Origin of the sequence: Streptomyces sp. BK340 (genome assembly GCF_007827595.1) — a bacterium.
In the GTDB taxonomy this organism is placed as follows: domain Bacteria; phylum Actinomycetota; class Actinomycetes; order Streptomycetales; family Streptomycetaceae; genus Streptomyces.
In genome coordinates this window covers 277971-298117 of record NZ_VISR01000002.1, presented here as the reverse complement: position 1 = coordinate 298117, position 20147 = coordinate 277971, and the positions used below count along the sequence as shown (strand labels likewise).

The window sequence follows — 20147 nt, the reverse complement described above, 5'->3', positions numbered from 1 at the left end:
TCTGATGTACCGTCAGATCTATGAGACCCGGGAACCGGAAAGTCGCCGTGGCCGGGGTTGCCCTCTCCGACTGCGGCCGCGTGGACGACACGACCCCGTACGCCCTGCACGCCCAGGCGGCCCGCCGCGCCCTCGCGGACGCGGGCCTGGACCGCACCCTGGTGGACGGCTTCGCCTCGGCGGGCCTCGGCACGCTGGCCCCGGTGGAGGTGGCCGAGTATCTGGGCCTGCGCCCCACCTGGGTGGACTCCACCTCCGTCGGCGGCTCGACCTGGGAGGTCATGGCGGCCCACGCGGCGGACGCGATAGCGGCGGGCCACGCGAACGCCGTCCTGCTGGTCTACGGCTCGACGGCGCGCGCGGACATCAGGGCGGGCCGCAGGACGGGAAACCTGTCGTTCGGCGCGCGTGGCCCGCTCCAGTTCGAGGTCCCCTACGGCCACACGCTGATCGCCAAGTACGCGATGGCGGCCCGCCGGCACATGATCGAGCACGGCACGACGATCGAGCAGCTGGCCCAGGTGGCGGTCCAGGCCCGCGCCAACGCCGCCCTGAACCCCGAGGCGATGTTCCGGGACCCGATCACGGTCGACGACGTCCTGTCCGGCCCGATGGTCGCCGACCCCTTCACCAAGCTGCACTGCTGCATCCGCTCGGACGGCGGGGCGGCGGTCCTGCTGGTGGCCGAGGAGTACCTGCGGGACTGCCGTACGGCCCCCGTCTGGATCCTCGGCACCGGCGAGCACCTCTCCCACGCCACGATGTCCGAGTGGCCGGACTTCACGGTCTCCCCGGCGGCGGTGAGCGGCAGGCTCGCCTTCGAGCGGGCCGGGGTGCGCCCCGCCGAGATCGACTTCGCCGAGATCTACGACGCCTTCACCTACATGACCCTGGTGACCCTGGAGGACCTGGGCTTCTGCGCGAAGGGCGACGGCGGGGCCTTCGTGGAGAAGGGCCGGCTGCTGGTCTCCGGGGAACTCCCGGTGAACACGGACGGGGGCGGCCTGTCGGCCCAGCACCCCGGTATGCGCGGGCTGTTCCTGCTGGTGGAGGCGGTACGGCAGCTGCGCGGGGAGGCGGGCGAGCGCCAAGTGCGGCGGCCGGACGGAGAGTTGCCGTACCTCGGTGTCGCGTCCGGCACGGGGGGCTGGTTCTGCTCCTCGGGGACGGTGGTGCTGGGCCGGTGACGGGCCGGCTCAGCGGTCGTCCGCACCCCCCTCACCCTCCTCGTCGCGCAGTCTGCGCCAGATGCGGGTGCGGTGCAGGACGTAGAGCGCGACGAACACGACGACGACCTGCAACCCGATGGCGAGCAGCCAGAAGACGGCCCCGCTCTCCAGCTCGTCGGTCAGATAGGTGAAGTTCATGCCGAAGAACCCCGTCAGGAACGACAGCGGCAGAAAGATCACCGACACGATGGCCAGCCGGTTGATCACGGCGTTCTGCTCACCGGAGACGAGGGTGGAGTAGCTGGAGAAGGCGCGCCGGGAGGCGTCCTGCAGGGACTCGATGTCCGTGTGCACCAGCGTCGCCGTGCGCTGGAACTCCTGGGCGAGCCGCTGGCGCTCCTCGGGCAAGTCGCGACTCATCATCCTCCGGGTGAACATCTCGTCCATCACCTGGAGGTAGGGCAGGAGCGTGCGGTGCAGGAGGGCGGAGTGCCGTCGCAGCTGTGCCAGCCGGTAGATCTGGTCGGGGCGACGCCCCATGAACATCTCGTCCTCCAGGTCCTCCACCAGCAGCAGGTCCTGCACGGCGGACCGGCGGTAGGTCGCCAGGGCCTCCTCGAGCAGCAGGAAGAGCGCGGCCACGGCGTCGGAAGGGTGTTCGCTCCGCAGCTGCCCGATGAGGCTCTCCCGCAGGCCGGCCTGCCCTCGGTGCACCGTGAGGAGATACCGCTCGGTCACCAGGGCATGGACCTGGGCGACCTCGCTCCCCTTGACCACGGGCACGACGAAAGCGGCCCGGTCCCCGAGGAACTCGGCCCGCGCGGGTTCGCCCACCCTGCCCAGCCAGGTGAGGTTCTCCGCCTCCAGGCCGAACTGGTGCGAGACCGGCGGCACCACGGCCTGCGGCTCCTCGGTCAGCTCGACGTCGACGAGCAGGAAACCGGCCGTGGCGAGCCGCTCCCGTGCCTCCGCCACGCCCGTACGCGTGACGCCTCCCTCCGGCATCGACACCACCGTTACGATCATCGCCTCTCACCGCCGGTCCCGGAGCCCGCAGGTCCCAGCCTGCGCACACACCGGTTCCCCCGCATGCGGGGGCAGTCCGGACGGCGTACAGGGACGAGGGCCCGGCGCCATACTCGTGGCCATGGAAACGGATCTTCACGGGCTGCTGCGGTCCCTGCGGGTGTGGTCACCCGAGGAGACCGAGCTACGGCCCTTCGACCCGGACGAGGCGCCTTCGACACCGCTGCAGCTGTTCACGACGTGGTTCGCGGAGGCGGTGGAGGCGGGTCAGCCGGAGCCGCACACCATGGCGCTGGCGACGACGGACGAGGACGGTCTTCCGGACGTACGGATCGTGATGCTGCACGGGGCGGACGCGGAGGGCTGGTCCTTCGCGACGCACGTCACGAGCCGCAAGGGCCGGGCCCTGAGCGCCCACCCGTACGCGGCGCTGGCCTTCTACTGGCCGGTGCTGGGGCGGCAGGTGCGGGTGCGGGGCCCGGTGACGTCGGCGCCGTCGCAGGAGAGCCAGGCAGACCTGCACGCCCGCTCGACCGGGGCCCTGGCGGCGGCGCTCACCGGGCGGCAGAGCGAGGAGCTGTCCTCGCTGGACGAGCTGCGGCAGGCTTCGGAGGCCGCCTGGGAGCGGGCCCGGCACAACCCGACGGAGCCGTCCGGGACCTGGACGCTGTACCGCCTCCGGGCGGAGGAGGTGGAGTTCTTCCAGGGAGACGCGGCCCGCAGACACGTGCGTCTGACTTACCGTCGCACCAAGGCCTCGGACGCCTCGGGCTGGTCGAGGCACCTGTTGTGGCCGTAAGGGGCTGAGGTGGCGAACCACGTGGGCCCGTGGAGCAGGGAGGTCCCCCCGCCCGGCCCCTGCCTGCTGTACGCCCGATCGGACGGGCCGTGGTCGATCAGTGTGCGCCCGGCGGGCGGCCGGGCCTGAGGTCCGCGAGCTCCCACACCGCGAAGTCCGCCACTGCCCGGTACCCGATCCGCTGGTACAGCGCGTTGCTGGTGGGGTTCGCGAGGTCCGTGAAGAGGAGGATCTCCCGCGCCCCTGACTCCAGGGCCGCCCGGCTGACCTCGGCGGTCACCGCGCTCGCGTAACCACGGCCGCGCAGGTGCGCCGGTGTGTACACCGTCTGCACCCGCACCTGGCCCGCCGTCGCCCGTGTCACCCCGGCCATGGCGACGGGCGTGGCGTCGGGGGTTTCCCAGAGGGTGAGGCCGTCGTGAGCGAGACGCGCGTCGGCCCACTCGCCCGCGGCCTGCCCGGCGTGCAGGCCGGCCGCTGCCGTGAACTCGCCGTACCAGCGCATCAACAGGTCCCGGTCGGCCGGGCCGGCCACCCTGGGGCGCCCCTCGGGCAGCCGCTCCGGTGGACGCAACTCCGCCAGCCGGTAGAGCCGTTGGCGCTGGTGGATCTCACCCTCCGTGCCGGTGCGCCGCTGCCAGGCCGCCGCGAAGGCGGCCGCCGTGTCGCGTTCGGCGGAGATGCCGGCGACCGGGCGGCCGAGGTCCAGCAGCCGGGCCGCCAGCGCATCGGCCTCCGCCGCGCCGAGCAGGGTGGCGTTGACCGGGTAGGGCGGGGTGTGCAGGAGGGTTGCCCGGACCCCGCCGCTCCCGTCGCCGAGCGTCCCGAAGAGCGGCGCCTCCTTTCCGAAGGTCCCCGGCCCCCGGCTGCGCAGCGCGTCCGTGACCGTCAGCTGCACGGTGTGCAGGGCCGGCCGGGAGCGCAGGAAGCCGTCGGCGCGGGTCAGGAAGTCGTCCAGGTCGTGGGTCAGGTGCCAGGCGTCCGAATGCATCCCTGCATGGTTGCGCTCAGCCGGCCGGCCCGAACACCGGTTTTCCCTCCCTGAACGTCACCCGCAGGGACATCCCGGCGGCCATGTCCCCGCTCTCCACCAGCTCCGTCATCATCCGCGGGCCCTCCGCCAGGTCCACCACGGCGGCGACGTACGGGGTGCGGTCACCGAAGGGCGGGAGGTCGTTGCGGTGGACCGTGGACCAGGTGTAGAGGGTCGCCCGGCCGCTCGCCTCCTCCCAGCCGACGTCCTCGCTCCAGCAGTGCGGGCAGAACTCGCGGGGGTAGTGGTGGGCCCGGCCGCAGGTGGCGCAGCGGCGGATCAGCAGCCGTCCCTCCTCCGCCGCCGCCCAGTAGGGGCGCGTGAAGGAGTCGATCTCCGGCTCGTCGAAACGCGCCGCGCTCATCAGAACCACCCCAGCGCCGCGTCCACCGACCACGTCTGTCCCGCCATGCCGAAGAAACCGACCAGCGAGATCAGCGCCATCATCGAGTTCTGTCCCTGTTCCGCCCAGTCGTGGATCATGAGGACGAAGTAGAGGACGTTCAGGGCCAGGCCGCCCAGCAGGGCCACCGGGGTCAGGAAGCCCAGGATCAGGCCGAGTCCCAGGGCGAGTTCGGCGTAGGCCACGACGTAGGCCATCTGCTTCGGCCGGGGTGTCACCACCGTCTCGAAGCCCGCCCGCACCGGGGCCCAGCGGTGCTTCTCCGCGACGCCTGCCGCCCAGGCGATACCGCCGCCCTCGAACCACGTCTTCTTGTCCTTGTGCCGCCAGCTCTCCAGCCACCACAGGCCGAGGCCTATGCGCAGCACCGCGAGCCACTCCGCGCCGTCGAGCCAGATCGAGTCCATGGATCTGACGGTACGTCAGATAGCCGGGAATGCCGAGGGGGTTGCAGTCGATTCGCCGTGGCGCAGGACCGTGGTCATGGGCATCGGCGCCACCACCGGTGTCGCCGCGGTGGGCGGTATCGCCCTGGGCACGCAGGCGTCGAGCGGCCCGGCGTCCTCGGCACCGGCCGACTCGCCGGCCCGGTAGCGGACCGCGGTGTCCGCGCACCACTTCCACCCATCCGGAATGCCTACGACACCTGTCCCACCCACATCTCCCACCGATGTGATCAATCCGCAACCAATTCCGGTCTTGACCGAGACCCATCAACGGGGTGGGTGATTACGCTCCCGCTCATGGCCGTCTCCCGTCCCTCCCGCGCGCACCTCTCGGCGACCCCCGCCGACCGTCCCGTGTACGTCATCGGCGCCGGTCCCGGCGGACTCGCCGCCGCGTACGCACTGCGGGCCCGGGGCATACGGGCCGTGGTGCTGGAGAAGGCCGACGAGGTGGGCGCCTCCTGGCGGCGCCACTACGACCGGCTCCATCTGCACACCACCCGCCGGCTGTCCGCCCTGCCCGGGCTCGCGATACCGCGGAGGTTCGGCCGCTGGGTGTCCCGGGACAACGTGGTGCGGTACCTGGAGAAGTACGCCGAGCACCACGAGCTGGAGATCGTCACCGGTGTGGAGGTGTTCCGCGTCGAGCGGTCCGCCGACGGGACGGGCTGGCTGCTGCACGCCTCCGGCGGACGGGAGCTGACCGGCAGCGCGGTGGTCGTCGCCACCGGCTACAACCACACCCCGCGCGTGCCCGAGTGGCCGGGCCTTGAGGGTTACGGCGGGGAGTTCCTGCACGCCGGCCGGTACCGGAACGCCGAACCGTACGCGGGCCGGGACGTGCTGGTCGTCGGCGTCGGCAACACCGGTGCCGAGATCGCCGTGGACCTGCTGGAGGGCGGGGCCGGGCGGGTGCGGCTGGCGGTGCGGACCGTTCCGCACATCGTGCGCCGCACCACCCTCGGCTGGCCCGCGCAGTACTCGGGTGTGCTGGTACGGCGGCTTCCGGTGCGGTTCGTGGACCAGCTGTGCCGGATCCAGGCCAGGGTCGGCGTCCCGGACCTGTCCGCCCACGGCCTGCCCCGCCCGGACACCGGCCTCTACAGCAGGGTCAGGCAGGGCGCCGTCCCGGTCCAGGACGTCGGCCTGATCGACGCGGTGCGGAAGGGGAAGGTGGAGATCGTGGCCGCCGTCGAGTCCTTCGAGGACGGGAAGGTGGTCCTCGCCGACGGCACCCGCGTCGAGCCGGACGCCGTGATCGCCGCGACCGGCTACCGGCGGGCACTGGAGGGGCTGGTCGGACATCTCGGGGTACTGGACGACCGGGGCAGACCGACGGTGCACGGCGGACGTGCGCCCGCCCAGGCGCCCGGGCTGTACTTCACCGGGTTCACCAACCCGATCAGCGGGATGTTCCGCGAACTGGCGCTGGACGCCGAGAAGATCGCGAAGGGTGTGACCAAGGAGTTCCGCACCCGGCGGTAACTTTGCCGCTCCGACCCATTCCTGACACTCCGTCAGTTCAAGTAATCTGACAGAGCGTCAGTTGATGTGGTTGTCTCACAGGAGCGGGCGGAACGATGCTTGGATCAACCCACGGCACCCTCACCACCGACTCCCGCCGGGCCCGGGTCATCGCCTGCGGTGAGCAGCGGCCCGGACCCGTCGTCCACGATCAGGTCGACGACCTCGACGTCGGCGGGCGGCCGCTGTACGCGGACGTACCGGATCTCGCGCGGTTCTTCCGGCCCGGGTCGGTCGCCGTCATCGGCGCCTCGGACGCCGAGGGGCGGCCGAACACCGGGATCACCCGGCAACTGCTGAGCTGGGCCGAGCGGGTGGGAGCCCGGGTGCATCCGGTGCATCCGACCCGGCCGTCCGTGTTCGGCATCCCGTGCTCCGCCTCCGTCGCCGACCTGCCGGAACAGGTCGACCTGGCGGTGCTGCTGGTGGCCGACCCGCTGCCGGTGATCGAGGAACTCGCCGAGACGAAGGTGAAGTTCGCGGTCGCCTTCGCCTCCGGGTTCGCGGAGACCGGCGAGGCGGGGGCCGAGGCGCAGGAGCGGCTCGCGGAGGCAGTACGGCACTCGGGGCTGCGGCTGCTCGGACCGAACACCAACCTGAACGCCTTCGAGCGCTTCCGGGACGACCTGGAGGGGCCGGCCATCGCGCTGATCACCCAGTCCGGGCATCAGGGCCGGCCCGTCTTCGCCCTGCAGGAGCTGGGCGTCCGGCTCTCCCACTGGGCGCCGACCGGCAACGAGGCCGACCTGGAGAGCGCCGACTTCATCTCCTACTTCGCCGAGCAGCCCGAGGTCGGCGCCATCGCCTGCTACGTCGAGGGCCTCAAGGACGGCCGCGCCTTCCTGCTTGCCGCCGACCGCGCCGCCCGCCGCCGGGTGCCGGTGGTCGCGGTGAAGGTGGGCCGCACGGAAGCGGGGGCCCGTACGGCCGCCTCGCACACCGGCAAGCTCACCGGCGCGGACGACGTGGTGGACGCGGCCATGCGGCAGTACGGCGTCATCCGCGTCGACGGCCTCGACGAACTCCAGGACACGGCCGCCCTGCTGGCCCGGGCGCGGGCCCCGAGGGCCGACGGGGTCGTCGTCTACTCCATCTCCGGTGGCACGGGTGCGCACGTCGCCGACCTGGCCGCCGGGATCGGGCTGCGGCTGCCGGGGCTGTCGCAGGAGCGGCAGGCCGAGCTGCACCAGTGGATCCCGGAGTACCTGAGCGTGGCCAACCCGGTGGACAACGGCGGGCATCCGGTGGGCGACTGGCGCGGCCGGAAGATCATCGACGCGATCCTCGCCGACCCGGAGGTCGGGGTCCTGATCTGCCCGGTCACCGGCCCCTTCCCGCCCCTCAGCGACAAGCTCGTACGCGACCTGGTCGAGGCCGCGGAGGAGACGGACAAGCTGGTGTGCGTGGTGTGGGGGTCGCCGGTCGGCACGGAGCCGGCGTACCGGGAGGTCCTGCTCGGCTCCTCCCGTGTGGCCACCTTCCGCACGGTCGGCAACTGCCTCACCGCCGTCCGCGCCTGGCTCGACCACCACCGCTTCGTCAGCGACTACCGCTCCCCCTTCGACGAGGCTCCGCGCGTCCCCTCCCCCTCCTTCCGCAAGACCGAAGCCCTGCTGCGGCCCGGGCAGCAGCTCAGCGAGCACGCGGCCAAGCAGCTGCTGCGCGCCTACGGCATCAGGGTGCCGCGCGAACAGCTGGTGACCAGCGCGGCGGCCGCCGTCCGCGCGGCCGGGCAGGTCGGCTACCCGGTGGTGATGAAGGCGTCCGGCGGGCAGATCGCGCACAAGACCGAACTGGGCCTGGTGAAGATCGGCCTCACCTCGGCCAGCCAGGTCCGGGACGCCTACCGCGAACTGACCGACATCGCCCGCTACGAGGGCGTCGCACTGGACGGTGTCCTGGTGTGCCAGATGGTCGAGCAGGGCGTCGAGATGGTCGTCGGCGTGACCCACGACGAGCTGTTCGGGCCGACCGTGACCGTGGGGCTCGGCGGGGTGCTGGTCGAGGTGCTGCGCGACGCCGCCGTACGGGTGCCGCCGTTCGGCGAGGAGCAGGCCCGGCACATGCTCGCCGAACTGCGCGGACGGGCTCTGCTGGACGGGGTCCGGGGCCGCCCGCCGGCCGACCTCGACGCGCTGGTGGAGGTGGTCATGCGGGTCCAGCGCATGGCCCTCGAACTCGGCGAGCAGCTGGCCGAGCTGGACATCAACCCACTGATGGTGCTGCCCCGCGGACAGGGCGCGGTGGCGCTGGACGCACTGGTGGTGTGCCGGTGAGCGACCTCGGGCACGACGTCCGGGAGCAGGTCGCGCACATCACCCTCGACCGCCCCGAGGCCCTCAACGCGCTCACACCCGCCATGCGGGACCGCCTGATCGGACTGCTGGAGGAGGCCTCGGCGGACCCCGGTGTACGAGCCGTCGTCCTCACCGGCACCGGCCGGGGATTCTGTGCGGGAGCGGACCTGCGGGGCGGCTCGGGGGGCGCCGGGCCGCGCATCCCCGGTGACGTGTCCCGAGTCCTGCGCCTGGGCGCCCAGCGGCTCGTCTCGGCCGTACTGGACTGCGAGAAGCCGGTGATCGCCGCCGTGAACGGCACCGCGGCCGGGCTCGGCGCGCACCTGGCCCTGGCCTGCGACCTGGTCCTGGCGGCCGAATCGGCCCGTTTCATCGAGGTGTTCGTCCGGCGCGGACTCGTACCCGACGGCGGTGGCGCCTATCTCCTGCCCCGGCTGGTCGGTCCACACCGGGCCAAGGAGCTGATGTTCTTCGGGGACACCCTGTCGGCGGCGGACGCCGAACGGCTGGGTCTGGTCAACCGGGTCGTCCCGGACGGCGAGCTGGAGAAGACCGCCCGCGAGTGGGCCACCCGCCTGGCGGCCGGCCCGACCCGCTCCCTCGCCCTGACCAAACAGCTGGTGAACGCCTCCCTGGACGTCGACCGGGCCACCGCCTTCGCCGCCGAGGCGGCCGCGCAGGAGATCAACATGACGACCGAGGACGCCGGGGAGGGTCTGCGGGCGTTCGTGGAACGGCGGAGCGCGGAGTTCCGGGGGCGGTGAGGCTCAGTCCCCGGCGGGCTTGAGAATCCGCAGTTCGCCCCCGTCCGGGTCGCCGAAGAGCACGAACAGCTCGGGGGCGTCCTCGCTGCCGCTGATCGACCAGTGGGTGTCCTCGCCGCAGTCGCCGTCGAGCTTGAGCAGCACGCCGTCGCGGTCGGTGTTGTCCGAGTCGTCGTCGGGCTCCCAGGTGCCGGATCCCCGGCACCGGACGTAGTCCCGGAAGTGGTCGTCGTCGAACGGGGGCTGCGTGGGCAGCTTGACGGCCTCGGCGCTGCCGTCGGGGCGCAGCCGCAGCTCGGCCCCGCTGTCGCCCCGCCAGACCCCGGCCAGCTGGGCGGGGGTCAGCTTCGGCGGCTCGTACTCCTGGATCAGACCGGTCTCGGTGGCGAGCACCGCGCCGCCGAAGGCCAGCACGAAGAGGACGACGGAGCCGATCGCAGCCCGCCACCACACACCCGCCGGACGCCAGGCCCGCCTGCGGGCGAGGCCGACCCAGAGGGTGGGCAGGAGCCCCAGGGCGGCCAGGGCGGCGACCGTGGTGCCGAGCGGCCACCCGAAGAGCACGCCGGCCGGTACGCCCCAGAAGAGGGCGGGGGCGACCGGGGCCACCACATGCCAGACCCACGCCGGGCCGGGGAAGTACCGGCCCGCGAGCCGCGCGAGCACCACCGACGGCAGGGTCAGCGCGAACGCCGACAGCACACCGAGGATCGGCAGCAGCAGCGGCGCGAAGAGGAGGAAGCACAGCGCGCCGAGGGCCCCGCCCAGCCCGGCACCGTAGCTGTCCTGGGTGGTGGTCTCGTAGATCCACCACAGCAGTCCGGCCGCCGGCAGCTGGGCGCCCCCGAAGGCCGCCGCCGCGCTCAGATCATCGGGCGCCCAGGTCAGCCCGGCACTCGGCCGCGTCGCACGCGTCGTTTCCCACCCCATGGGCGCAGCGTACGGGCACGCTTTCGGCCACTCACCAACCCCTTCCCATCTGACGCACCGTCAGCTTCAATGGGAGGGTGATGGGACACGCAGGGGCGGCGGCCGCCGCCGTCCGTTACCTCAGGTCGGCTCCGGCGCCGGGGCCCGTGGAGGCGCTGCCGCGCCCGGAGTTGCGGTGCGTCCGCGAGGACGAGCGGGCACCGGTGGACCAGGCGGAGTTCCGGCGCGTGCTGGGGAACTTCGCGACCGGGGTGACCGTGATCACGGCACCGCCGGCCGACGGTTCGGCCTCCTGCGCGGGCTTCGCCTGCCAGTCCTTCTCCGCCCTCTCCCTGGATCCGCCCCTGGTCTGCTTCATGGTCGGCCGTACGTCCGCGACCTGGCCGCGCATCGCCCGCGCGGGCGTCTTCTGCGTGAACGTCCTCGGCTCCGGGCAGGGCGAACTGTGCCGCGCCTTCGCGGTCAGCGGCGCCGACAAGTTCGCGGGGGTGGCGTACGACGCCGCGCCCGTCTCCGGCTCTCCGCGCCTCGCCGGCGCCGCCGCCTGGATCGACTGCACGATCCACGCCGTGCACACCGGAGGCGACCACCTCATCGTCGTGGGCCGGGTGAACGCCCTCGGGGCCGCCGAGCCGGGGGATCCGCTGCTCTTCCACCGGGGGCGGTTCGGGCGGCTGGACGGCGGCTCCTCATGAGTCGGGTCAGCTGGCGCTCATTCCGCGTTCCGGCCAGCTACCCCTCTCCTCGTACAGCGAGTTGATCTTCCGTGAGGCTTTGAGGAACAGGTGGTCGACCTCACCGTCGGCCGGTTCCGACGAACGAGTGGCCGTGTTCAGGGAGAGCCGGCGATCCATCTCCGCCGGGTCGGCGCCGAAGGAGTAGCGAATGCACCCCGACTCCTCGGACTCCTTCTTGAAGTAGACCAGCGCGGCCACTACCACTCACCCTCGAAGTCTTTTCCTGGACCCGTTCAGGACAGCGCGGGCACGGGAGCCGACGTGCGCCTGATCACCAGGGCCATCAGGGCCGCCGCCGCACACAGGGTGCCAGAGGCGTACCAGACCATGTCGTAGGTGCCGAAGACGTCGCGGGCGACGCCGCCGAGGAAGGCTATGAGGGCCGCGCCCACCTGGTGGGAGGCGAGCACCCAGCCGAAGACGATGGCGCTGTCCTCGCCGTAGTGCTCCCGGCACAGGGCCAGGGTGGGCGGGACGGTGGCCACCCAGTCGAGGCCGTAGAAGATGATGAAGAAGACCATCGGGGGGTGGACGGACGGCCCCAGCAGCATGGGGAGGAAGAGGAGCGAGATGCCCCGCAGGGCGTAGTAGACGGCCAGCAGGCGGCGCGGTTCGAAGCGGTCGGTGAACCAGCCGGAGGCGATCGTGCCGACGACGTCGAACACACCGATGACCGCGAGCAGCGAGGCCGCAGCCGTGACGGGCATGCCGTGGTCGTGGGCGGCGGGCACGAAGTGGGTCTGGATCAGGCCGTTGGTGGAGGCGCCGCAGATCGCGAAGGTGCCGGCGAGCAGCCAGAACGGACCGGTGCGCACGGCCGAGCCGAGGATCCCCAGCGTGCGGCGGGCGGCCCCGGTGACCGGCGCAGGCTTCGGCACGAACTCCTGGGCGCCGTAAGGCTTCAGACCCACGTCGGCCGGGTGGTCGCGCAGCAGGAGCCATACGAACGGGACGACGGCGAGCGCCGCGAGCGCGACCGTGACGGCGGCCGGACGCCAGTCGTAGGACTCGACCATCCACGACAGCAGCGGCAGGAAGATCAGCTGGCCGGACGCGGAGGCTGCGGTGAGGATGCCGCTGACAAGACCGCGCCGCTCGGTGAACCAGCGGTTGGTGACCGTCGCGGCGAAGGCCAGGGCCATCGAACCGGAGCCGAGGCCCACGAGCAGTCCCCAGCACAGCAGCAGCTGCCAGGCCGCCGTCATCCACACGGTGAGGCCCGAGCCGAGCGCGATCACCGTCAGCGCCACGGCGACCACCTTGCGGATGCCGAAGCGGTCCATCAGCGCGGCTGCGAAGGGCGCGGTGAGCCCGTACAGGGCGAGGTTGATCGAGACGGCCGCGCCGATCGTGCCGCGCGACCAGCCGAAGTCCTGGTGCAGGGGGTCGATGAGCAGACCGGGCAGGGAACGGAAGGCGGCCGCGCCGATGATCGTGACGAACGTGACGGCGGCGACGAACCAGGCCCGGTGCACACGGTGGCGCCGGGCGGGCGGGGCCTGGACGGGAGCTGCGGCTTCGGTTGTCTGAGTCACGTCATAGAGGGTCCTGTTTCGGACCCCGCACATCGAGTGGCCCGAAAGACAGTATTCGTTAGGATCGGGCCATGGAGAATCGGATCGTGGCGGACCGGGCCGCGGAAGAACGGGCCGCGACGGAACCGGTCGCGAAGGAACAGGTCGCGGCCGGCCAGGAGTTCCGTCCGCACCGGATCGCCGTCCTCGCGCTGGACGGCCTGCTCCCCTTCGAACTGGGCATCCCGCACCGGATCTTCGGCCGCCCGCGGGACGCCGAGGGCCGGTACCTGTACGAGGTCGTGACCTGCTCGGTCCGGCCGCCCGGCCCGGTCGAGACGGACGCCGACTTCACGGTGCACGTCCCGCACGGCCCGGAGGCACTGGAGACGGCCGACACGGTGATCGTCCCGGCGTCCTACGAACTCGGCCCGGTCTACGACGAGGGCAGGCTGACCGAGGAGCTGACCGCCGCCTTCGCCCGCATCCGACCCGGCACCCGCCTCGCCTCCATCTGCACCGGCGTCTACGTCCTCGCCGCCGCCGGCCGTCTGGACGGCCGCCCGGCGACGACCCACTGGGCGGACGCCGAACGCTTCCAGCGCATGTTCCCGCGGATCAGGGTGGACGCGGACGTCCTGTTCATCGACGACGGGGACGTGCTGACCTCGGCCGGTGTGGCCGCCGGGATCGACCTGTGCCTGCACATGGTGCGCCGCGACCACGGCACGGCCGTCGCCAACGAAGTGGCCCGCCGCACGGTCGTCCCGCCCCACCGCGACGGCGGCCAGGCCCAGTACATCCACCGCCCCGTCCCCGACCCCCAGCTCGCCACCACCACCGCGGCCCGCGCCTGGGCCCTCGGCCGTCTGCAGGAGCCGATCCAGCTGCGGGACATGGCCGAGCAGGAGGCCATGTCGGTCCGCACCTTCACCCGCCGCTTCCGCGAGGAGGTCGGCATCAGCCCCGGCCAGTGGCTCACCCAGCAGCGCGTCGAACGCGCCCGCCACCTCCTGGAGTCCACCGTCCTCTCGGTCGACCAGGTGGCCCGCGACGCGGGCTTCGGCACGGCCCAGTCGATGCGCCAGCACCTGCAACAGGCCCTCGGGGTGACCCCGACGGCCTATCGGCGGACGTTCCGGGCGGGGGTCGACGACGGGGCGGAGAACCCGCGATGACGGACCGGAACGGAGACCGGAGCAGAGCGGAGTACCGCTCTCACGGGGCCGTGGGCATCCTGCTGCGGGTGCTTCCGTCGGCCGCCTCGGCCTCACTCCGACCCCGGGACCGCTCCCTGTGTCTCTCGCCCCACCAGCCGATCCCGGTGAGGACCAGCGTCAGCCCCACGCCGGCCAGGGCCGCCGTGGAGGGGGCCGCCAGCTGCAGCAGAACACCCGCCAGGGAACCCGTGGCCGCGTATCCCGCGCCCACGGCCGCGTACATGACCGAGTAGCCCGCGGCCAGCGCATCCGGCGGGAGTGCCTCCCGCAGGGACAGGTTCCGGGTGAGCATCGCCGCGGACTGGAGCAGCCCCGCCACGGCCAGGGCGGCCGCCATGCCGGCTGCGCCCGGTATCAACGCGACCCCGGTCACCGCCGCCGACATCGCGCACAGCAGCACCGCACTGCGGGTGGCCAGGCGCCCCGGCCAGGACCGCAGCCCGTACAGGAACGCGCCCACCCCCGCGGCCGCCGACATGCCGAGGAGCAGCGGGCCGGCCCAGCCGACGGCGATACCGCGCTGTTCGAGCAGGGCCGGCAGGACGAGTTCGGCGAGGGCGAGCAGGGACAGGCCGGCGGCGCCGGTGACGTAGGCCGGCCAGGCCCCGGCCAGGACGCGGAGCTTCGACGGCCCCCCGGCCCGCTCCTGCGCCTGCCAGCCCTCGGGCAGCAGCCACAGGCCCGCCACCGAGGCCCCCATCAGAGCGGCCGCCAGCAGCAGCGGCACGCCGGGGGCGACGCCGAGCGCGAGTCCGGTGACCGCGGCCGGGGACAGCGCCCAGATGCCGGACGTCAGCATCGACTCCACCGAGAGCGCCTGCGCGGCCGCGTGCCCGGGCACCAGCGAGGTCAGCAGGGCCCGCAGGCCCCCGGAGGACGCCGCCGGGGCGGCACCGGCGAGGAACGCGAACATCCCGAGTATCACGGGGTGCGCGCCCGGCAGCGCGCCGGGCCCGGCGAACCCGACGGCGCCCAGGGCGAGGCCCACGGCCAGTTGGGGGCGGGCCCGCCGCGGGTTCAGACGCATGCCGAGGACGGGAGCGCCGAGGATCTCGCCGAGGACGTAGACCGCGGCGAGCGCGGCGCCCAGCGGGTAGCCGCCCGGGCGTTCGCGGACCAGGAAGACCAGGGCGAGCGGCGCCATGGCCACCGGCATACGGGCGCCGACGGCCACCGAGGCCCAGGTCAGGACCGGTCGGGAGACGACATCGCGGTAGCTCATGCGACGACGGTAGGGGGCGGCACGGACAATCGCCCCGGCATTTCCCGCCGCCTGTGGACAACTCGCGCGGGCGCAGCACACGCAGCACTCACGGAGCCCGGACAGGAGCGCTCAGAACGTCAGCACCCCACGCGCCACCCGCCCCGCCTCCGCGTCCGCCCGCGCCTTCTCGAAGTCCTCCACCGGATAGGTCGCCGTCACCAGCTCGTCCAGCAGCAGCCGTCCTTGGCGGTACAGCTCGGCGTACAGGGGGATGTCCCGCTGGGGGCGCGAGGAGCCGTAACGGCAGCCCAGGATGGCCTTGTCGAGGAACATCGAGGAGACGACGAAGGACGCCTCCGCGGTCGCCCGGGGCATGCCGAGCAGGACGGCCTGGCCGTGGCGGTCGAGGAGGTCGATCGCCTGGCGGATCAGCTCCACCCGGCCCACGCACTCGAAGACGTGGTCGGCGCCCGTCGGCAGGAGGTCCCGCACGCCCTCGGCCGAGGTCAGGAAGTCGGTCGCGCCGAACTGCCGGGCCGCCGCCTCCTTCGCCGGGTTGGCGTCCACGGCCACGATCCGCACGGCCCCGGCCAGACGCGCGCCCTGCAGGACGTTCAGGCCGATACCGCCGGTGCCGATGACGACCACGGTGTCCCCGCGGTCCACCCGGGCCCGGTTCAGGACCGCGCCGACCCCGGTCAGCACCCCGCAGCCGATCAGCGCGGCCGACGACAGCGGGATGTCCTTCGGGATGCGGACCGCCTGCACGGCTTTGACGACCGTCCGTTCCGCGAAGGCCGAGTTGCAGGCGAACTGGTGGACCGGCCGGTCCCCGCGGCTGAAGGGGCGGCCCGGGCGGCCGATCGCCTGGCGGCACATCGTCGGGCGCCCCCGGTCGCACTCCGGGCACGTGCCGCAGTTGGCCAGCGTGGACAGGGCCACATGGTCACCGGGCGCGACGTGCGAGACGCCCGCGCCGACCGACTCCACCACGCCCGCGCCCTCATGGCCCAGCACCACCGGCACCGGGAAGGGGATGGTGCCGTCCACCACCGAGAGGTCGCTGTGGCACAGCCCGGCCGCCGAGATCGCCACCAGCACCTCGCCCGGCCCCGGCTCCCGTACCGCCAGATCGTCCACCACCTGCACCTGCTCGCCGTCGAACACCACACCGCGCATCACACGGCCCCCTTCGGCTCTCTCGGCAGACCGAGCACCCGCTCGGCGATGATCGTGCGCTGGACCTGGTCCGAGCCGCCGTAGATGGTGTCGGCCCGGGAGAAGAGGAACAGATGCTGGTCGGGGTCGAGTTCGTACGGCGCCGCCGGCACCCAGTCCGCGGGCCCCGCGGAAGCCTCCGCACCGCGCACCTGCACCGCCAGCTCCCCCAGCCGCTGGTGCCAGTTCGCCCACAGCAGCTTGGCCGCACTGGGCGCGCCCGCGTCACCGGAGCCGCCGAGGGTGCGCAGGGCGTTCCAGCGCATGGCCCGCAGCTCGGCCCACTGCCGTACGAGCCGGGCCCGTACGACCGGGTCGTCGACGGCTCCGGTACGCACGGCAGCCCGCACGACCCGGCCCAGCTCCTGGGCGAATCCGATCTGCTGGGCCAGCGTCGACACCCCGCGCTCGAAGCCCAGCAGGCTCATCGCCACCCGCCAGCCCTGACCCTCTCCCCCGACGACGTGCTCCGCACGCGCGTGCGCCCCGTCGAAGAAGACCTCGTTGAACTCGCTCGTGCCGGTCATCTGGCGTATCGGCCGCACCTCGATGCGCCCCGGCTGGTCCATGGGGACGAGCAGGAAGCTGAGGCCCTGGTGCCGACGGGAGCCGGCATCGGTCCTGGCCAGCACGAAGCACCAGTCGGCCTCGTGGGCGAGAGAGGTCCAGATCTTCTGGCCGGTGATCCGGTAGGACGCCCCCTCACGCACCGCCGAGGTCCGCACCCCGGCCAGGTCCGACCCCGCGCCCGGTTCGCTGTACCCCTGGCACCACAGCTCCTCCCCGGCGGCGACCGGCGGCAGGAAACGGGTCTTCTGCTCCTCGGAGCCGTGGATGATCAGGGTGGGGGCGAGCAGGTTCTCCCCGATGTGCCCCGACCGCGGGGGCGCACCCGACCGGGCGTACTCCTCGGCCCAGGCGACCTGCTGGGTGAGGGTGGCGGTCCGGTTGCCGTACCCGCCCTCGGGCCAGCCGATCCCGATCCAGCCGGCTTTCCCGAGAGTACGTTCCCAGGTACGACGGTCCCGCGCGCTGTCGGCATGCGCCGCAAGCCAGTCGCGGGCCTCGGTACGGAACGCCTCATCCTCGGAGGTGAATTCGAAGTCCATGGGGCCTCCTCATGACGCCGGTCGCTGCAACATCCGCCCGGGCTACCGGGCGTTGGGCCGATCCCCACCCCGCGCCGCTTCTTCCATCGCCTGGAGCTGGGCCAGCATCGGCATCGGATCCACCCCCACCGACCCCGGCAGGAACTCCGCGATCCGCTCCGGCGTCCAGGTCCCCTCCCCGTAGGCCGAACGGAGTTCCCGCGGCTGCGCCCACACCGCGATCTTCGGCCCGGCGATCGTGTACACCTGCCCGGTGACCCCCTGCTCCCTGGCCGCGTCGGACAGCAGGTACACCACCAGCGCGGCCACGTCCTCCGGCTCCCCGATCTCCTTCAGCTCCATCGGAACGTTCGCCGACATCCGCGTACGCGCCACGGGGGCCACCGCGTTCGCCGTCACCCCGTACTTGTGCAGCCCCAGAGCCGCGCTGCGGACGAGCGAGATGATGCCGCCCTTGGCCGCGCTGTAGTTGGCCTGGGAGACGGAGCCCTGGTGGTTGCCGCTGGTGAACCCGATCAAGGTCCCCGCCCGCTGCTTGCGCATCACGGCGGAGGCGGCCCGGAACAGCGTGAACGTGCCCTTGAGGTGGGTGGCGACCACCGGGTCCCACTCCTCCTCGGACATGTTGAACAGCATCCGCTCACGCAGGATCCCGGCCACACACACGACCCCGTCGATGCGGCCGTACGACGTCAGCGCCGCGTCCACGACCCGCTGCCCGCCCGCCATCGTGGAGATGTCGTCGGCCACGGCGATGGCCTCGCCCCCGGCCGCCTCGATCTCCTTGACGACGGCCTCGGCGACCTCGCTGGTCGGCGAGGTCCCGTCCATGGAGACGCCGTAGTCGTTGACGACGACCTTCGCGCCCTCGGCGGCGGCCGCGCGTGCGACCGCGCGCCCGATGCCCCGTCCGGCGCCCGTCACGGCGACCGCCTTGCCTGCCAAGAAGTTCCCCACGTCCGGCCCCTTCCCGCGATTTCTGACGGACCGTTAGATTTTATGGCGCGTCAGATGTGCGGACACAAGCCCCGGGGAGGCATCGGATGTCACTGCCCGCCGAGTTCCACGAGATCGCCAAGCGCGTGAACAACTGGGGTCGCTGGGGAGCCGACGACGAGATCGGCACCCTGAACCTGATCACCGACGAGGTCGTCCGCGAGGCCGCCGCCTGTGTCCGCACGGGCCGGCGCGTCCCCCTCGCCCTCCCGCTCCAGCAGGACGGCGTGCAGACCGGGATGATCCCGGGGCGGGTCAATCCGCTGCACGCGATGGTGCAGATCAACCAGGAGCTGTTCGGGCCGGGCACGGTGGCCTGCAGCGACGACGCGGTGACCATGGGGCTGCAGGCGGGCACCCACTGGGACGCGCTGACCCATGTCTCGCACTCGGGGAAGCTCTACAACGGCCGCCCGGCACACACGGTCACCCCGCACGCCGGCGCACAGTTCAGCGGCATCGACAAGGCGCGGCACGTCGTCTCGCGCGGGGTGCTGCTGGACGTGGCACGCGCGCGCGGCGTGGACCGGCTGGCGGGCGGGCACCCGGTCACGCCGGAAGACCTGGAGGCGGCCGAGGAGTTCGGCGGGGTGCGGGTACGGGCCGGGGACGTGGTCCTGGTACGGACCGGGCAGGTGCAGGTGTATCTGGCCGGGGACAAGCACGGGTACGGGTACCCGTCACCCGGGCTCTCGGTGCGCTGCCCGGAGTGGTTCCACGCGCGCGACGCGGCCGCGGTCGCGAACGACACGCTCACTTTTGAGATCTTTCCGCCCGAGATCGAGAATCTGTGGTTGCCGGTCCACGCGCTGGACCTGGTGGAGATGGGGATGCTCCAGGGCCAGAACTGGAATCTCGAAGAGTTGTCCACAGCCTGTGGACAAACGAACCGGTACGCGTTCCTGCTGTCGGCGATGCCGGAGCCGTTCGTCGGCGCGACGGGGACACCCGTGGCACCGATCGCTGTTCTCTGAAGCCCGGTTGGCGGCGCGCCCCCCTGCGTCGACCACGCGCCGCCACCCGGCGCGACCCACACTCGACGAGGACCGCCGTCATCCGGGCCCTCGCCGTCCCCTCGCGGCGAATCGTTGCCCACAAGGGTGTTCAGACGGTCACAAGCCGTCAACACCGATGGGGCGATTCATGGGATACGCCCGATTCACGGTGACCGCGCACGGATGCACCCCCGGCGCACGCCGCGCCGGGACCTACACCGCTTCGAACGCGAGGTCCCCGTACGCGGACAGCCCGCCCCCGTACGCCACGGCTGCGCCCTCCCGGGGCTGCGCGCAGCGGTCCAGCTCGCACCAGATGCTCTTGCCGGCACCCTCGGGGCTCCAGCCCCAGCGGTCGGCGAGGCAGTCGACGAGCGCCAGGCCACGGCCGCCGGTGGCGTTGCTGCCGGCGCAGCGCGGGACAGGCGCGCGGGGGCTGGTGTCGGCCACCTCGAGGCGTACGGTGGCGGATTCGACCGTGCCCGGGGGCAGGGACAGCCGCAGCACGGCCGGACGGCCGGTGTGCACCACGGCGTTGGTGACGAGTTCGGAGACGAGCAGGATCAGCGTCTCGGCGAGCTGCTCGTCGGCCTCTATACCGGACCCGGCCAGGCGCGAACGGGCCCACCTCCGGGCTCGCCCGACCTCCGTGGGGTCGGGCCGGACTTCCAGCTGCACCTGAAGCACCTGCACCGCTCACACCATCCGAACCGGCGGACACATGACCCCGCGCCGCGCACACGCCGCGACGAGGGCCACGATC

Annotated in this window: 21 protein-coding genes; 9 read left to right on the top strand and 12 right to left on the bottom strand. The window is 72.6% G+C overall.

The window, feature by feature from the left end; all coding sequences use genetic code 11:
* The first annotated feature begins 20 nt into the window (after nucleotides 1-20).
* Nucleotides 21-1187: a thiolase C-terminal domain-containing protein gene (locus tag FB157_RS04735; RefSeq protein ID WP_145876243.1), complete on the top strand. Its 1167-nt coding sequence runs from the start codon at nucleotides 21-23 to the stop codon at nucleotides 1185-1187.
* Between the two features lie 9 nt (nucleotides 1188-1196).
* On the opposite strand, the gene FB157_RS04730 is transcribed toward FB157_RS04735, so the two are convergent.
* On the bottom strand, nucleotides 1197-2195 hold the full coding sequence (locus tag FB157_RS04730) for a CorA family divalent cation transporter (protein WP_261386169.1): 999 nt from the start codon (nucleotides 2193-2195) through the stop codon (nucleotides 1197-1199).
* 121 nt (nucleotides 2196-2316) lie between these two features.
* On the opposite strand from FB157_RS04730, the gene FB157_RS04725 reads away from it, so the two are divergent.
* Complete coding sequence (locus FB157_RS04725) at nucleotides 2317-2994, top strand: pyridoxal 5'-phosphate synthase (RefSeq protein ID WP_145876241.1); 678 nt, start codon at nucleotides 2317-2319, stop codon at nucleotides 2992-2994.
* A gap of 97 nt (nucleotides 2995-3091) precedes the next feature.
* On the opposite strand, the gene FB157_RS04720 is transcribed toward FB157_RS04725, so the two are convergent.
* The 3 genes from FB157_RS04720 to FB157_RS04710 are packed head-to-tail and all read right to left on the bottom strand — an operon-like array spanning nucleotide 3092 to nucleotide 4837.
* Nucleotides 3092-3985 carry a GNAT family N-acetyltransferase gene (locus tag FB157_RS04720; protein WP_145876239.1) on the bottom strand — a complete coding sequence of 298 codons (894 nt, stop codon included), beginning with the start codon at nucleotides 3983-3985 and terminating at the stop codon, nucleotides 3092-3094.
* A 16-nt stretch (nucleotides 3986-4001) separates the two neighbouring features.
* A complete protein-coding gene (locus tag FB157_RS04715; protein ID WP_145876237.1) occupies nucleotides 4002-4391 on the bottom strand; it encodes a Zn-ribbon domain-containing OB-fold protein in 390 nt (129 codons plus the stop codon).
* The gene (locus FB157_RS04710) at nucleotides 4391-4837 is read right to left on the bottom strand and encodes a DoxX family membrane protein (RefSeq protein WP_145876234.1); all 447 of its coding nucleotides are present in this window, start codon (nucleotides 4835-4837) and stop codon (nucleotides 4391-4393) included. Before FB157_RS04710 ends, FB157_RS04715 begins: the two co-directional genes overlap by 1 nt.
* On the opposite strand from FB157_RS04710, the gene FB157_RS04705 reads away from it, so the two are divergent.
* From FB157_RS04705 to FB157_RS04690, 4 genes are all read left to right on the top strand, one after another.
* Complete coding sequence (locus tag FB157_RS04705) at nucleotides 4836-5024, top strand: hypothetical protein (RefSeq protein WP_145876232.1); 189 nt, start codon at nucleotides 4836-4838, stop codon at nucleotides 5022-5024. The genes FB157_RS04710 and FB157_RS04705 overlap by 2 nt on opposite strands.
* A 149-nt stretch (nucleotides 5025-5173) precedes the next feature.
* Nucleotides 5174-6361 carry an NAD(P)/FAD-dependent oxidoreductase gene (locus FB157_RS04700; RefSeq protein WP_145876230.1) on the top strand — a complete coding sequence of 396 codons (1188 nt, stop codon included), beginning with the start codon at nucleotides 5174-5176 and terminating at the stop codon, nucleotides 6359-6361.
* Nucleotides 6362-6456: 95 nt separating this feature from the next.
* On the top strand, nucleotides 6457-8676 hold the full coding sequence (locus tag FB157_RS04695) for an acetate--CoA ligase family protein (protein ID WP_145876227.1): 2220 nt from the start codon (nucleotides 6457-6459) through the stop codon (nucleotides 8674-8676).
* Nucleotides 8667-9461: an enoyl-CoA hydratase/isomerase family protein gene (locus FB157_RS04690; RefSeq protein ID WP_145876225.1), complete on the top strand. Its 795-nt coding sequence runs from the start codon at nucleotides 8667-8669 to the stop codon at nucleotides 9459-9461. The genes FB157_RS04695 and FB157_RS04690 overlap by 10 nt, the downstream gene beginning before the upstream one ends.
* 3 nt (nucleotides 9462-9464) lie before the next feature.
* Here FB157_RS04690 and FB157_RS04685 read toward each other — a convergent pair whose 3' ends face one another.
* Nucleotides 9465-10391: a hypothetical protein gene (locus FB157_RS04685; RefSeq protein WP_145876223.1), complete on the bottom strand. Its 927-nt coding sequence runs from the start codon at nucleotides 10389-10391 to the stop codon at nucleotides 9465-9467.
* 80 nt (nucleotides 10392-10471) lie between these two features.
* On the opposite strand from FB157_RS04685, the gene FB157_RS04680 reads away from it, so the two are divergent.
* Nucleotides 10472-11086, top strand: coding sequence for a flavin reductase family protein (locus tag FB157_RS04680; RefSeq protein ID WP_145876789.1), 615 nt, complete (start codon nucleotides 10472-10474; stop codon nucleotides 11084-11086).
* A gap of 6 nt (nucleotides 11087-11092) precedes the next feature.
* Here FB157_RS04680 and FB157_RS04675 read toward each other — a convergent pair whose 3' ends face one another.
* Nucleotides 11093-11326: a hypothetical protein gene (locus FB157_RS04675; protein ID WP_145876221.1), complete on the bottom strand. Its 234-nt coding sequence runs from the start codon at nucleotides 11324-11326 to the stop codon at nucleotides 11093-11095.
* A gap of 35 nt (nucleotides 11327-11361) precedes the next feature.
* Complete coding sequence (locus tag FB157_RS04670; RefSeq protein WP_145876220.1) at nucleotides 11362-12663, bottom strand: MFS transporter; 1302 nt, start codon at nucleotides 12661-12663, stop codon at nucleotides 11362-11364.
* A gap of 71 nt (nucleotides 12664-12734) precedes the next feature.
* On the opposite strand from FB157_RS04670, the gene FB157_RS04665 reads away from it, so the two are divergent.
* Nucleotides 12735-13820 (top strand): GlxA family transcriptional regulator, encoded by a 1086-nt coding sequence (locus FB157_RS04665; protein ID WP_261386167.1) that lies wholly within the window; start codon nucleotides 12735-12737, stop codon nucleotides 13818-13820.
* Between the two features lie 40 nt (nucleotides 13821-13860).
* On the opposite strand, the gene FB157_RS04660 is transcribed toward FB157_RS04665, so the two are convergent.
* The 4 genes from FB157_RS04660 to FB157_RS04645 all read right to left on the bottom strand — a co-directional run bounded on the left by FB157_RS04660 (nucleotide 13861) and on the right by FB157_RS04645 (nucleotide 18350).
* On the bottom strand, nucleotides 13861-15084 hold the full coding sequence (locus FB157_RS04660) for an MFS transporter (RefSeq protein ID WP_145876218.1): 1224 nt from the start codon (nucleotides 15082-15084) through the stop codon (nucleotides 13861-13863).
* 111 nt (nucleotides 15085-15195) lie between these two features.
* A complete protein-coding gene (locus tag FB157_RS04655) occupies nucleotides 15196-16245 on the bottom strand; it encodes a Zn-dependent alcohol dehydrogenase (protein WP_145876216.1) in 1050 nt (349 codons plus the stop codon).
* Nucleotides 16245-17393, bottom strand: coding sequence for an acyl-CoA dehydrogenase family protein (locus tag FB157_RS04650; protein WP_145876214.1), 1149 nt, complete (start codon nucleotides 17391-17393; stop codon nucleotides 16245-16247). Before FB157_RS04650 ends, FB157_RS04655 begins: the two co-directional genes overlap by 1 nt.
* 42 nt (nucleotides 17394-17435) lie before the next feature.
* Nucleotides 17436-18350 (bottom strand): SDR family oxidoreductase, encoded by a 915-nt coding sequence (locus FB157_RS04645; protein WP_145876212.1) that lies wholly within the window; start codon nucleotides 18348-18350, stop codon nucleotides 17436-17438.
* 86 nt (nucleotides 18351-18436) lie between these two features.
* On the opposite strand from FB157_RS04645, the gene FB157_RS04640 reads away from it, so the two are divergent.
* Entirely contained in the window at nucleotides 18437-19363 is a 927-nt protein-coding gene (locus tag FB157_RS04640) for a cyclase family protein (protein WP_145876210.1), read from the top strand.
* Nucleotides 19364-19597: 234 nt separating this feature from the next.
* On the opposite strand, the gene FB157_RS04635 is transcribed toward FB157_RS04640, so the two are convergent.
* The gene (locus FB157_RS04635; protein WP_145876785.1) at nucleotides 19598-20062 is read right to left on the bottom strand and encodes an ATP-binding protein; all 465 of its coding nucleotides are present in this window, start codon (nucleotides 20060-20062) and stop codon (nucleotides 19598-19600) included.
* Nucleotides 20063-20147 lie beyond the last annotated feature (85 nt).